At 64.2% G+C, this 13,194-nt stretch carries 10 protein-coding genes; 7 read left to right on the top strand and 3 right to left on the bottom strand.

Annotated elements, in window-relative coordinates:
* Positions 1-32: 32 nt before the first annotated feature.
* Together CDV44_RS01805 and CDV44_RS01800 are read right to left on the bottom strand one after the other, a co-directional pair.
* Positions 33-1,403, bottom strand: coding sequence for a peptidylprolyl isomerase (locus CDV44_RS01805; protein ID WP_058376115.1), 1,371 nt, complete (start codon positions 1,401-1,403; stop codon positions 33-35).
* Complete coding sequence (locus CDV44_RS01800) at positions 1,396-3,771, bottom strand: LPS-assembly protein LptD (protein ID WP_170935822.1); 2,376 nt, start codon at positions 3,769-3,771, stop codon at positions 1,396-1,398. The genes CDV44_RS01805 and CDV44_RS01800 overlap by 8 nt, the downstream gene beginning before the upstream one ends.
* A gap of 148 nt (positions 3,772-3,919) precedes the next feature.
* On the opposite strand from CDV44_RS01800, the gene CDV44_RS01795 reads away from it, so the two are divergent.
* The 7 genes from CDV44_RS01795 (at position 3,920) to purH (ending at position 11,675) form a co-directional block, all read left to right on the top strand.
* On the top strand, positions 3,920-5,008 hold the full coding sequence (locus CDV44_RS01795) for an aminoglycoside phosphotransferase family protein (protein WP_087686416.1): 1,089 nt from the start codon (positions 3,920-3,922) through the stop codon (positions 5,006-5,008).
* A gap of 10 nt (positions 5,009-5,018) precedes the next feature.
* A complete protein-coding gene (gene murU, locus CDV44_RS01790) occupies positions 5,019-5,768 on the top strand; it encodes an N-acetylmuramate alpha-1-phosphate uridylyltransferase MurU (protein WP_249277370.1) in 750 nt (249 codons plus the stop codon).
* 83 nt (positions 5,769-5,851) lie between these two features.
* The gene (locus CDV44_RS01785; protein WP_087686415.1) at positions 5,852-7,183 is read left to right on the top strand and encodes an aminopeptidase P N-terminal domain-containing protein; all 1,332 of its coding nucleotides are present in this window, start codon (positions 5,852-5,854) and stop codon (positions 7,181-7,183) included.
* Between the two features lie 21 nt (positions 7,184-7,204).
* Positions 7,205-8,608 (top strand): FAD-dependent monooxygenase, encoded by a 1,404-nt coding sequence (locus tag CDV44_RS01780; RefSeq protein ID WP_249277369.1) that lies wholly within the window; start codon positions 7,205-7,207, stop codon positions 8,606-8,608.
* A gap of 76 nt (positions 8,609-8,684) precedes the next feature.
* Entirely contained in the window at positions 8,685-9,713 is a 1,029-nt protein-coding gene (gene dusB, locus CDV44_RS01775; protein ID WP_371328717.1) for a tRNA dihydrouridine synthase DusB, read from the top strand.
* Positions 9,710-9,943, top strand: coding sequence for a Fis family transcriptional regulator (locus CDV44_RS01770; RefSeq protein ID WP_058376120.1), 234 nt, complete (start codon positions 9,710-9,712; stop codon positions 9,941-9,943). Before dusB ends, CDV44_RS01770 begins: the two co-directional genes overlap by 4 nt.
* Before the next feature lie 166 nt (positions 9,944-10,109).
* Positions 10,110-11,675, top strand: a complete 1,566-nt coding sequence (gene purH, locus CDV44_RS01765; protein ID WP_087686413.1) for a bifunctional phosphoribosylaminoimidazolecarboxamide formyltransferase/IMP cyclohydrolase — start codon at positions 10,110-10,112, stop codon at positions 11,673-11,675.
* A 442-nt stretch (positions 11,676-12,117) separates the two neighbouring features.
* Here purH and CDV44_RS01760 read toward each other — a convergent pair whose 3' ends face one another.
* Complete coding sequence (locus CDV44_RS01760; protein ID WP_087686412.1) at positions 12,118-13,173, bottom strand: porin; 1,056 nt, start codon at positions 13,171-13,173, stop codon at positions 12,118-12,120.
* Positions 13,174-13,194 lie beyond the last annotated feature (21 nt).

The following is a 13,194-nucleotide window of genomic DNA, read 5'->3' as shown; positions in this document are numbered from 1 at the left end:
TGGCGGTGTCGGGTCGTCGAGTCGGGCCGCGCTTACTGCGCAGCCGTGCTCAGACGGTAATCGACATAAGCGCTGTCGCGCAGTTGTTGCAGCCAGTCGCGATACTGCTGCTCGGCCTTGCGGCCACGCAGTTCCTGCATCGCCAGGTTGCGTTCCTGATCGCCCGACACTTGCGACTCGCGATGGCCGAGCACCTGAATCAGGTGATAGCCATACTCCGAGCGCACCGGATCGCTGATCTGGCCGTCCTTGAGTTCCGACATGGCGCGCTCGAACGCCGGCACGGTCTCGCCCGGCGAAATCCAGCCGAGATCACCGCCCTGCGAGGCCGAGCCATCCACCGAGACCTGACGGGCATACGTCGCAAAGTCGCCCTTGCCGGCTTCAATCTGCGCCTTGATATCGAGCAGCTTCTTCTGCGCCTGTGCTTCGGACACGCCGTCGCCCACACGAATCAGGATATGGCGCGCGTGAATCTGCGGCACGGTCATGCCTTGCTCGCCGCCACCCTGCTTACGGGTGTCGACCAGCTTGATGACGTGAAATCCGTTATTGCTGCGCAGCACCTGCGGCACGAGCGTGCCCGCTTGCAGCTTCTGGACCTGATTCAGGTACAGATCGGGGATACGTTCGGGAATGCGAAAGCCCATGTCGCCACCGGCGCTGGCGTCGGACGCATCCGAATATTGCTTGGCGAGGGCAGCGAAATCGCCACCGGCTTTCGCCTTGTCGAGCGCGTCGTTGGCCTTCTTCTGCGCGGCGTTGACCTGATCGGGCGACGCGCCGTCCGGCACCTTCACGAGAATCTCGCTGATGCGGTATTCGGTTTCGGAAGGCGTGGCCGATGCCCCGCGCTGGGCGGCGAGGAACGTGTTGATTTCGGTCTCGCTGACCTGAATCTGGCTATCGACTTCCTTGTCGCGCAGGCGGGCCAGAATGATCTGCTCACGCACTTCCTTGCGGAAAGCGTCCCAGGGCACACCGGCTTGCGCCAGGCGCGCCTTGTACTGATCGACGGAGAGGCGGTTGTCGGCGGCGATGCGTTGCAGCGCCTGCTCGACGTCGGCGTCCTTGACGACGATGCCATCTTCCTTGGCGCGCTGGAGCTGCACCTGCGTGATGATCATCTGCTCGAGCACCTGACGCTGAAGCATGTCGGCCTCGGGGACCGGACGCTTCGCAAGCGTCAGCTGGTGCTTGGCTTCCTCGATTCGCGTGTTGAGTTCCTTGCGGGTGATCACGGCATCGTTGACCACGGCCACGATCGAATCGACCGACTGCGTGGACGATGCGGGCGCTCCAGCGGCGCGTGCGCTGACCGGTGCCGGCTGGGCCACCGCCACCCCGGCGGCGAGACACAGGCTCGCCAGCAGCGAGGCACGCTTCACAAACATGTCATTCATAGTTGCTGAATCGAGAAGGAATCTGGTTCGTCGGCGGCGGCTGGTAGCCAGGCACGCCTTGTTTGAACGCTTCGGTGGCGCTGGTACCGGACTTGGTCAGGCCCTTCAACTCCAACTGCGCAAAAATACGCGAAGTCGTTGTCGTGGCATTGGTCGCATAGCGCTGCACGCCGACCCGGAAAGCCCAGCAGTCGGCATCATACTCGAAACCCGCCAGGGCATCGATGAACGACTTGTCCGTGATGCTGTAGTTGATCCGGCCCACCACCCCGAATCGGGGTGTGATCGGCCATTGGCCCGAAAGTTCGATCTGGTTGATCGGGGTCACCGTCAACGCGGTCTGCCCCACCACCGGCGGCGGGTTGCGCAGGTAACGGTAGTAGACATTGAAGACGCGACGCTCACCCGGACGCCACGTGATCCCCACGTCCGACCGGTTGAACTGCGACGTACTCGGGCTGTACTGCACCGCCGTGCTGAACGTGACGTTGCTGTACAGCAGCGCCGAGCCGCCCACCAGGAAGTCGGACACCCCGGCGTTTTCCGGCGTGCCGCCCGGCATCGTCACGAGCGACTGCTGGATGTTGTAGCGCTGCGCGTACCAGACGCGTGCACGCTCCACCCCGCTCTCCGCATCGATCAGGCGCGAGGTCAGCGCCATCGTGACGCGGTTCGCATCCTGAATCCGGTCTTCGCCGATGAACGAATTCTCGCTGAAGATTTCCGCGAGGTTGAAGTCGGCGACCGCACTGTCGAAAATCGGAATCGAGCTCTGATTCCGGTACGGCGTATAGACGTAGAAGATGCGCGGTTCCAACGTCTGCTTCATGCTCGAACCGAACAACGTGAGCGGACGCTCGAACGTCAGACCGGCATCGAGACTGACCGTCGGGACCGTGCGCGTGATCGACGATTGCATCGTCGACCCGTTCGGATAGTCGACGTTGTACGACGCCGCGTTGAACATCACCTTCGGCACGATGAAGTAACCCGGCGTCAGGATCGGGTAACTCAGCGTCGGCTGCGCGTACAGGCGCTCGCCGTCGGGCTGCCCCGTGCTCGCTGCGATGTGGAACCGGTTGTACCGGATCGGCATCGTGAAGTCGAAGCCGTGGAAATCCGACTTGCTGTAAGTGGCCGACAGCTCAGGCACCGACTCGTACTGCGGCGTACTCGGGGCCAGGGTCTGGTACTTCAGCACGCGGGCAAGGAACGACCAGTCGCCGTAGTTCCACGTCAACCCCGCCTCGCGGTTATACACGCGCGTCACGCCGGTCTGGAAGTTCGTGCCGGCGCCAAAGTCATCCGGATAGGTATCGTCCGAGACTTTCGTGAAGTTGACGTATCCATTGACGCCATAGCCCAGCGCCTGCGAGTGTTGCCACGTGAAGGTATAACGCGCATCGCCCGTCACCCGGTCCTTCGGCAGATACTCGATGTGGAACAGGCCGGCGTACGTCGGCTCCAGATATCGGAAATCGCCGTTGAGCATCGTGCCGCGCTTGGTCATGAAGCGCGGCGTGATCGTCAGATCGCGATTGGGTGCGATGTTGAAGTAGTACGGTTGCGAGAACTCGAAACCCGTCTGGGTCGACTGCGTAAACGTCGGCGCGAGCAAGCCCGAGCGGCGCTCGGTCGTTGTCGGGAACGACATGTACGGGCTTGCCAGAATCGGCACGCCCTGGAAGAACAGAATGCCGTTGTAGGCCGTGCCTTCCTGCTGTTCCTGATCGAATTCGAACGACGACGCCTTGATGTACCACGCCGGCGTCTTGTCGTCGTCGGTGCAGGCGCATGCGGAATAGGTGCCGCGCTGCAACGTGACCACGTTGCCCGCATCGACGTCCGCACGCTCGCCTTTACCGCCGCCGCCGGTCACCAGCTGATACGTCGGCGTGAGCATGTAGCCGTCGCCCGCACCGGTATACATATGGGCCTCAGGGCCGACAAATTTGTTGCCGCCCTGCGACATGTGCGCGTTGCCGTGCGCCACCACCTCGTCCGTGTCCTGGTCGTAGGTCAGGCGGTCGCCCTTCACGTAGGAGCGCAATTTGCGCGCCTCTGCATCACCATCGACGGTTGCGTCGACGTTGGTACGTCCGGTCAGATGCATGCCGCGCACGTACATCGGCACGTCGTCGCCGTCCCCTAAGACGAACTCGCCCAGCGAAGGGACCGTGCGCAGCACGAGGCCATCGCTCTTGGCGAGATCAGGGGGAGGGGCTTCCTGCGCACCGGCGAGCGAACACCACACGCCCGGCAGGGAGAGCAGTAGCGCCAGTGGCTTGCGTCGCGCGCGCATCAGGCGGCGCAGCGACGAAACTTCATTCGTATGGACTTGTTTATCCGGCATGTACGCAAACAGCATGACAATCGAGGCGCCGGTTGCGGGCAGCCAATTCCCCCTGTCCGGACAGCTTTGCCGGGACATTCGGAACGGTCGATCGAGGTCGAGAATCAGGGCGTCGGGAAAACATGATCGGGTATTATATGGCAAGACGTTTACCGCCCCCATCATGACCGCACAACCCACTGCTCCCACGAGTGTTTCCGAGGCTTCCAGCCTGCTCGCCGCCGCATCCGACGATCCCCGCCTGCAATCGCTTGCCACCTGGCTCTCGGGGCTGGCCGAGCCGTTTTCACTCGACATGGCCCAGTGGGCGCCCGCCTCGGCGGACGCGAGCTTCCGGCGCTATTTCCGTATCGGCAGTTTTGATCCGGCGCATCCGAGCCTGATCGTGATGGACGCCCCGCCGCCGCAGGAAGATTGCCGTCCTTTCGTGCACGTCGCGCAATTGCTCGACGAAGCCGGCCTGCAAGCCCCCAAGGTGCTTGCCGAAGATCTGACCCAAGGCTTCCTGCTGCTCACCGATCTGGGCAACCAGACTTATCTTGACGTGCTCGACGACGACAACGCCCGCCCGCTCATGCGCGCGGCGCTCGACGCGCTGATCGTGTGGCAGAAGAGCTCGCGTGCCGACGTCCTGCCCGCTTACGACACGGCACTGCTCCAGCGTGAGCTCGATCTCTTCCCGGACTGGTACATCGGTAAGCATCTGAAAGTCGAACTGACGGCCGACCAGCGTGCCACGCTCGATCGCATCAATCAGTTGCTCATCGACAATGCCCTCGCGCAGCCCAAGGTGTTCGTGCATCGCGACTTCATGCCGCGCAACCTGATGCCGGGCCTGCCGGGCACGACCGGCCCGGGCATTCTCGACTTTCAGGATGCCGTCTACGGCCCGCTGACCTACGACGTGATCTCGCTCATGCGCGACGCGTTCCTCAGTTGGGACGAAGAACGTCAGCTCGACTGGCTGGCCTATTACTGGGAACGCGCGCGCAAGGCCGGGCTGCCGGTCGACGCCGACTTCGGCGAGTTCTACCGTCAGGCCGAATGGATGGGGCTGCAACGCCATCTGAAGGTGCTCGGCATCTTTGCCCGTATCAACTACCGCGACGGCAAGCCGCGTTATCTGGCCGATACCCCGCGCTTCATCGACTACGCCCGCAAGGTGGCCGAGCGTTACGCGCCGCTGCGCCCGCTGGCACGCCTGCTCGACACGCTGACCGACCAACAGGTCGACGTCGGCTACACGTTCTGAGGCGCCTGCGATGGCCGGGCCCCTGAGCGCAACCCCTGCGCCGATGCCGCTCAAGGCGATGATCTTCGCCGCCGGGCGCGGCGATCGCATGCGCCCGCTCACCGACAGCACGCCCAAGCCGTTGCTGCCGGTGGCCGGCAAGCCGCTGATCGTCTGGCAGATCGAAGCCCTCGCGCGGGCGGGCTACATCGACATCGTCATCAACCACGCGTGGCTGGGCGCACAGATCGAAGCCGCGCTCGGCGACGGCAGCCGCTTCGGCGTGCATCTGACCTACTCGGCCGAGGCGGAAGCCCTCGAGACGGCAGGCGGGATCGTTCAGGCGCGCCCCTATCTCGAAGGCGCGGGCAACGTGTTTCTGGCCATCGCAGGCGATCTTTTCACCGATTTCGATTTCGCCACGCTGCGTGCGCCTGCGGCCCGTCTGGCCGCACGGGCGCAGCCCGGCATGCATCTGGTGATGGTCCCGAACCCGCCGTTTCATCCGGCGGGCGACTTCGCGCTCGACGCCGCACACCGCCTGCACCTGCGCGAGAACGCCCCGCCCGGCGCCGTACCGCTCACCTTCGGCAGCATCGCGCTATACGACCTGCGTCTGTTCGACGGCATTGCCCCGGGCACGCGCATGGCGCTCACGCCGCTGTACCAGCGCACGATTGCCGACGCCCGCGCAACGGGCGAGCGTTTTGACGGCGAGTGGGAAAACGTCGGCACGCCGGCACAGTTAGCGGCACTGAACGACATCGTTAGCGCCCGGTAGCAGTCGGAAGCACTCGAAAGCACTCGGCAGCGCTGAACCCCCGGCAGTAGAATCGCCTCAATACGACAAGAATGGAGCCCGCGATGACCGATTCCCCTTACCGTGCCCGCCGTGCGCGTGCCATCGAGCAAATGCGTCAGGCTGGCGGCGGTCTCGCCATCGTGCCGACCGCGCCCGAAGTGGCACGCAACCGCGACAGCGACTATCCCTATCGTCACGACAGCTATTTCTATTACCTCTCGGGCTTCACCGAACCCGAGGCGGTCGTGGTACTCGATAGCCGCAACGGTCAGTCGATTCTGTTCTGCCGCGCGAAGAACGAAGAACGCGAAATCTGGGACGGATTTCGCTACGGCCCCGAAGCGGCACGCGAAGCGTTCGGCTTCGACGCCGCCTACCCGATCGATGAAATCGACACGCGTCTGCCGCAGTTGATGGCCGACACCCCGGCGCTCTTCTACGCGCTGGGCGCCTCTGCACAACAAGACCGTCAGGTGCGCCATTGGCTGAACACCGTGCGTGCGCAGAGCCGCACCGGCGTGTCGGCACCGGCGGCCGCCCATGACATCCGCGCGATTCTCGACGAGATGCGCCTGATTAAAGACGCCCACGAGATCGACATCATGGCGCGCGCTGGCAAGATCTCGGCCGACGGCCACGTGCGCGCGATGAAAACGTCGCGCCCTGGCCTGCGCGAGTATCACCTCGAAGCCGAGTTGCTTTACGAATTCCGCCGCCATGGCTCGCAGTTCCCGGCGTACACCTCCATCGTGGCCACGGGTGCCAACGCGACCGTGCTGCACTATCGCGCGGGCGACACCGAACTGCGTGACGGCGATCTGTGCCTGATCGACGCCGCCTGCGAGCTCGACGGCTACGCCTCGGACATCACGCGCACGTTCCCGGTGAACGGGCGCTTCACGCCTGCGCAACGCGAGCTTTACGACATCGTGCTCGCCTCGCAACAGGCCGCCATCGACGCCACGCGCGCCGGTGTCGCCTTCGATGCTCCCCACAACGCCGCCGTGCGCGTGCTTGCGCAGGGCATGCTCGACACCGGGCTGCTCAAGCGTGACACCGCAGGCAGCGTCGACGACGTGATCGCCGACAAGTCGTTCAGCCGCTTCTACATGCACCGCACCGGCCACTGGATCGGCATGGACGTGCATGATTGCGGCGAATATCGCGAAGATGGGCCGAACGGTGAGCGGCCGTGGCGCACGCTCGCGGCGAACATGGTCACCACCATCGAGCCGGGCATTTACGTGCGCCCCGCGCCGGACATCGACGAGCGTTACTGGAATATCGGTATCCGCATCGAAGACGACGCGGTTGTCACGGCGACCGGCTGCACGCTGCTTACCCGCGACGTGCCCGTCGACGCCGACGAGATCGAAGCGCTCATGCGCGGTTGATGGGCGAGCCTGCGTTCTGACATGACCACGACGGACATGACTCCTGAGCCGACGCCCCGGCGTTTCGACGTCGCCATCGTCGGTGCCGGCCCGGTCGGCACGGCGCTGGCGCTGTTGCTCGCCCAGCGCGCGCCGCAGATGCGCGTGGCACTCATCGACGCGCGCGGGCCGCAGGCGGGCTATGACGACCCTCGTGCGTTGGCCCTCTCGCACGGCAGCCGCGAGATTCTGGCGCGAGCCGGGGCGTGGCCCCACCCGGCCCATGCCACCCATGCCGCCCATGCTGCCCACGCGTCGTCCGCCCGCGCCAATACGGGCCTCGCCACCACGCCGATTCAGCACATCCACGTATCGCAAGCGCGCCGCTTCGGCAGCACCGAGATCGATTTTCGCGAGCATGGCGTGCCGGCGCTGGGCTACGTGGTGCGCTACGGCGCGCTCATGCGCGCGCTCGATAACGCCATGTCGCAGGTGCCCACGCGGTTCGAGCACTCGCCGCAGTCACCGCTGGCGGCGGGGGAACTTCCCCCGGGGCTGCATCACTTCCACCCCTATCAGGCCATCGCGCTGCGTCAGGACGCGCAACAGGTCACGATCACGCTCGGCACCACCGCCGACGATCATGCCGAGACCTTGCATGCCACGCTGGCCGTCAATGCCGAAGGCGGGCTGTTCGAAAGCCAGACCTCCCGTCCCCGGGCGCGCGATTACGGCCAGACGGCGCTCGTCGGTTTTGTCACGTGCGAACGCCCGCGCGCGGGCTGGGCGTGGGAACGCTTCACGGCCGACGGACCGCTGGCGCTGTTGCCGCAGGACCACGGCTACGCCCTCGTGTGGTGCTGCTCGCACGATGAGGCCAAGCGCCGCCGCAGCATGGACGACGCGAGCTTCCTCGCCGAACTGCACGCCGCATTCGGCGACCGCATGGGCCGTTTTACGGCGATCAGCGGCCGGGCGGGCTTCCCGCTGGGCCTGAACGCGCTGGGACAGGTCGTCGACGGGCGTGTCGCTGCGATCGGCAACGCAGCGCAGACACTGCATCCCGTGGCCGGCCAAGGCCTCAATCTGGGCCTGCGTGACGCGTTCGACCTTGCCGACACGCTGGTGCACCACATGCGCGGGACTCACGAGGCGCGAAGCCCGAACACGACGGCACCCCACGCCAGCACCGCCGGTACTGCCGACACCACGGGCACCGGCAGCACGTCCGGCATCCCCGGGCCGGCGGCCCTCGCCGCCTTTGCCCGGCGCCGCCGTGCCGACCGTGGCATGACCATCCGCATTACCGACCTGCTGCCACGCGTTTTCGGCATCGATGCCGCGCCTGTGGCCGTGCTGCGCGGCATGGCGCTCGCCAGTCTCGACCTTGTGCCGCCGCTCAAGACGGCCTTCGCCCGCCAGATGATGTTCGGGCAACGCGGGTGATCGTGCACATTTTTTAGGCGACGGGGACCGGTTTTCGCAGTAAAATGCTCGTTTTTTCCCGGCGACTCCCTGCATCGTGCGTATCGGCCCCCACGAACTCCGCAATAACCTCTTCGTCGCGCCCATGGCTGGCGTGACGGACCGGCCATTCCGCCAGCTGTGCAAACGGCTGGGGGCGGGTTATGCCGTCTCGGAGATGGTGGCCTCGAACGCCCAGCTCTGGAAAAGCGAGAAAACCATGCGCCGCGCGAACCACGCGGGCGAGGTGGCGCCGATTTCCGTGCAGATCGCCGGTGCCGATCCGGCCATGATGGCCGAGGCCGCGCGCTACAACGTCGAGAACGGCGCCCAGATCATCGACATCAACATGGGTTGCCCGGCCAAGAAGGTCTGCAACGTTGCCGCAGGTTCGGCCCTGTTGCAGAACGAACCGCTGGTCGCGCGCATCGTGTCGGCCGTGGTCGGCGCGGTGGGCGACGTGGTGCCCGTCACGCTGAAGATCCGCACGGGCTGGGATCGCGAACACAAGAACGCACTTACAGTGGCGCGTATCGCCGAAGAGTGCGGCATCAGCATGCTGACCGTGCACGGGCGCACGCGTGCCGATCTGTATCACGGCGATGCCGAGTACGAGACGATTGCCGCGGTGAAGGCCTCCGCGCGTATCCCGATCGTCGCCAACGGCGACATCGCCTCGGCACAGAAAGCCAAACACGTACTGGATGTCACGGGGGCGGACGCCATCATGATCGGCCGCGCCGCACAAGGCCGGCCGTGGCTGTTCCGCGACATCGAGCTGTTTCTCACGACGGGCGAGATCGCCTTGGCGCCGCGCGTCGACGAGATTCAGCAAATCATGAACGAACACCTCGAAGACCATTACGAGTTCTACGGGGAGTTCACGGGGGTGCGAACGGCGCGCAAGCATATTGCGTGGTATTCGCGCGGGCTGCCGGGGGCGGCCACATTCCGCCAGCGCATGAACACGCTGGACAGCACGCAAGACCAGTTGGCTGCGGTCAACGAATTTTTCGAACAGCAGAAGGCGCACTCGGACCGTCTCTGCTATGAACAAGAATCGCCGAGGGAGCTATTAGCCGCATGAGCAAAACAAACATAGAACAATGCGTACGCGACAGTCTGGATTCGTATTTCCGTGATCTGGATGGCGCCGTACCACACGATGTCTACGATATGGTTGTCACTGTCGTTGAAAAGCCGTTGCTCGAATTCGTGCTGGGCAAGGCCGATGGAAATCAGTCGCTCGCCGCAGAATATCTGGGGATCAACCGCAACACGCTGCGCAAGAAGTTGCAGCAGCACGGCCTGCTCTAGTCGCCCGTGGCGACGGGTGGCAGCGCGGGTGTCATCGATGCGAGCGCGCTACCTGTCCTGCCCCGCCGGGGGGCGCGCGTGCAAGGCTGAGGTCAGCCCCAACGTTTCTGCCCGCCCTATTTGTCCGTTTTTTGCCGCTTCATTTGCCGCCTCACTACCGTCCGTCATGATCAAGCAAGCTCTCATCTCCGTCTCCGACAAGACCGGCATCGTCGACTTCGCCAAGTCGCTCGCTGCACAGGGCGTGTCGATTCTCTCCACTGGCGGCACCGCCAAGCTGTTGGCCGACGCTGGCCTCAAGGTGACCGAAGTGGCCGACTACACCGGCTTTCCGGAAATGCTCGATGGGCGCGTGAAGACTCTGCACCCCAAGGTGCACGGCGGCATTCTCGCGCGACGCGACCTGCCCGAACACATGGCTGCGCTCGACCAGCACGGCATCCCGACGATCGACCTGCTCGTGGTGAACCTGTACCCGTTCGTGCAGACGATTGCCAAGGATGACTGCTCGCTCGAAGACGCCATCGAGAACATCGACATCGGCGGCCCGACGATGCTGCGCTCGGCCGCGAAGAACCATCGCGACGTGACCGTCGTGGTCGACCCGGCCGACTACGCCGTGGTGCTCGACGAGATGAAGGCGAACAACAACACCGTGGGTTACACCACGAACTTCCGTCTCGCGACGAAGGTGTTTGCCCACACGGCGCAGTACGACGGCGCCATCACCAACTACCTGACGAGCCTCGGCGAGTCGCTGCGTCACAACGAGCGCGCCGCCTACCCGGCCACGCTCAATCTGGCGTACACGAAGGTGCAGGACATGCGCTACGGCGAGAACCCGCACCAAAGCGCGGCGTTCTATCGTGACATCACCACGCCGGAAGGCTCGCTCGCGAACTATCGCCAGCTGCAAGGCAAGGAACTGTCGTACAACAACATCGCCGACGCGGACGCCGCGTGGGAATGCGTGAAGACGTTCGACGCCCCGGCCTGCGTGATCATCAAGCACGCCAACCCGTGCGGCGTGGCCGTGGCGGCAACGCCGGCCGACGCTTACGCGAAGGCGTTCCAGACCGACCCGACGTCGGCCTTCGGCGGCATCATCGCTTTCAACCGTGAAGTCGACGAGACGGCCGCACAGGCGGTGGCCAAGCAATTCGTGGAAGTGCTGCTGGCCCCGTCGTTCACGGAAGGCGCCAAGCAAGTGTTCGCTGCCAAGCAGAACGTGCGTTTGCTCGAAGTACCGCTGGGCAATGGCGTGAATCAGTACGACTTCAAGCGTGTGGGTGGCGGTCTGCTGGTGCAATCGCCGGACGCGAAGAACGTGGCCCCGCATGAACTGCGCGTGGTGACCAAGCGTCATCCGACGCCGAAGGAAATGGAAGACCTGCTGTTCGCGTGGCGCGTGGCGAAGTACGTGAAGTCGAACGCCATCGTGTTCTGCGCCGGCGGCATGACGCTGGGTGTGGGCGCAGGCCAGATGAGCCGTGTCGACTCGGCGCGTATTGCGAGCATCAAGGCGCAAAACGCCGGTCTGTCGCTGACCGGCTCGGCCGTGGCGTCGGATGCCTTCTTCCCGTTCCGTGACGGTCTGGATGTGGTGGTCGACGCTGGCGCCACCTGCGTGATCCATCCGGGTGGCTCGATGCGCGACGATGAAGTGATCGCCGCTGCCGACGAACGCAATGTCGCCATGCTGATGACGGGCACGCGCCACTTCCGTCACTGATCGGTCGTGATTCGCAATTCGTGACTCGGGGTCTCGTGCCCCGGTTCGCGAAAGTCGCAAAGAAAAAGGCCGCTTCGCGCTATCTGCGAAGCGGCCTTTTTCGTTTGGCCACTGGGGACTGCTGCATCCGTTGGCTTATTGAAAGAACGGTGCGGCGGTCGAGAGCATGATCAGACCTTGGAAGGCGTATTCGGCGGCGAGCATGAGTGCGGGCATGGTGTTTCTCCTTGATTCTGGCTTTGCGCGGAGTTGCGTGAGCCGGTGAATGAAGTATCGTCGCTGCGCCCTTTTGCCGAAACTGTGATTAATGCAACTCGCGTGAGCGTCGCCTCCGAGTCAGACGCGCGCCCGGTGCTGTGCCTGACACCGGGCGCGTCCGACACTTCCCGCACGGCTGTCCCCCCGGATCAGCCGTGCGCTACGAGGCGGTGACGGTGCCACCTCAGAAGTAGTGCGCGAGACCGACCGCTACGCCGACCTGATTGCTGCCCGGCACGATGCTCAACCCGTATCCGGTCACGCCGAGATTCGAGTTGTTCTGATTGCGCGAAAAGCCGACCTCCGCGAAGAGTTGCGTGCGCTTGGACAGCAGATATGCCGCATTCGCCGCGAGCAGATACGGGTGCTGATTGGCCGACGAGATGTCGTTGTAGTAGATCGCCCCGGAGAGAATGACCTCCGTCACCGGGCGGTATTGCAAACCCGCGTAGTACAGCGCATTGCGCCCCGCGACCCCGGGCACATTGCTCAGATACCACTGATACCCGACATACGGTTTGAAATTGCCGATGGCGTAACTCGCCCCGGCCGCCACGCGTTGCGAAGTCGCCCCCTGCGTCGCAACAGAGGTGCCCTGCTGCTGGTCATACACCAGCGAGACGTTGAGCGGACCGTTGGCGTAGCCGACCGACACGCTGTACTCCTTGCCCACACGCCACTCGCCCGGCACCTGCGCACCGTTGGCGATGGTCGCGTCGTAGCCGGTCGAGAAAAGGCCGGCGACCTTGAAGCCGTTGAAATTGCCCGCGTACTTGATCGAGTTGTCGGCACGGCCCGCAAACTGCGCATCCATCGCAGGCAGCGAGTAGCTGTAGTACGACAGCGGATCGAGTTCGAGGAACGCGTCGTAGATCAGGTTCTTCTGGCGGCCGATCGTCAGTGCGCCCCACTCATTCTGAAGCCCCACCCAAGCCTGCCGGCCAAACATGCGTCCGCCTTGCTGCAACTGCCCGGAGTCGAGGTTGATGCCGGCTTCGAGTTGCATGATGGCCTTGAGGCCGCCGCCCAGATCTTCCGATCCTTTGAAGCCGAACCGGTTCGGTGCCTGCGAGCCGTTGCTCACGCGAAAGAGTGACGACTTGCTGCCGTTCGCGCCTGCTCCCGCGTTGGTGAGGTATTCCAGACTGTTGTCCAGAATGCCGTAAATCTGCAAACCATCCGCCTTGGCGCAGCCCGCCGCGACGGTAAGTGCCATTGCCATCCAGACTTTGTGTTTCATGACATTCCCTAATTTTTATAT

It is taken from the genome of Pandoraea sp. PE-S2R-1, assembly GCF_002179865.1.
Taxonomy (GTDB): Bacteria; Pseudomonadota; Gammaproteobacteria; order Burkholderiales; family Burkholderiaceae; genus Pandoraea.
This window is presented reverse-complemented; position numbering and strand designations above follow the sequence as displayed.

Bases quoted from the DNA above. Each gene is read 5' to 3' on its own strand.
- CDV44_RS01805 (WP_058376115.1), bottom strand. From the start codon at position 1,403: ATGAATGACATGTTTGTGAAGCGTGCCTCGCTGCTGGCGAGCCTGTGT.
- CDV44_RS01800 (WP_170935822.1), bottom strand. From the start codon at position 3,771: ATGCTGTTTGCGTACATGCCGGATAAACAAGTCCATACGAATGAAGTT.
- CDV44_RS01795 (WP_087686416.1), top strand. From the start codon at position 3,920: ATGACCGCACAACCCACTGCTCCCACGAGTGTTTCCGAGGCTTCCAGC.
- murU (WP_249277370.1), top strand. From the start codon at position 5,019: ATGGCCGGGCCCCTGAGCGCAACCCCTGCGCCGATGCCGCTCAAGGCG.
- CDV44_RS01785 (WP_087686415.1), top strand. From the start codon at position 5,852: ATGACCGATTCCCCTTACCGTGCCCGCCGTGCGCGTGCCATCGAGCAA.
- CDV44_RS01780 (WP_249277369.1), top strand. From the start codon at position 7,205: ATGACCACGACGGACATGACTCCTGAGCCGACGCCCCGGCGTTTCGAC.
- CDV44_RS01770 (WP_058376120.1), top strand. From the start codon at position 9,710: ATGAGCAAAACAAACATAGAACAATGCGTACGCGACAGTCTGGATTCG.
- purH (WP_087686413.1), top strand. From the start codon at position 10,110: ATGATCAAGCAAGCTCTCATCTCCGTCTCCGACAAGACCGGCATCGTC.
- CDV44_RS01760 (WP_087686412.1), bottom strand. From the start codon at position 13,173: ATGAAACACAAAGTCTGGATGGCAATGGCACTTACCGTCGCGGCGGGC.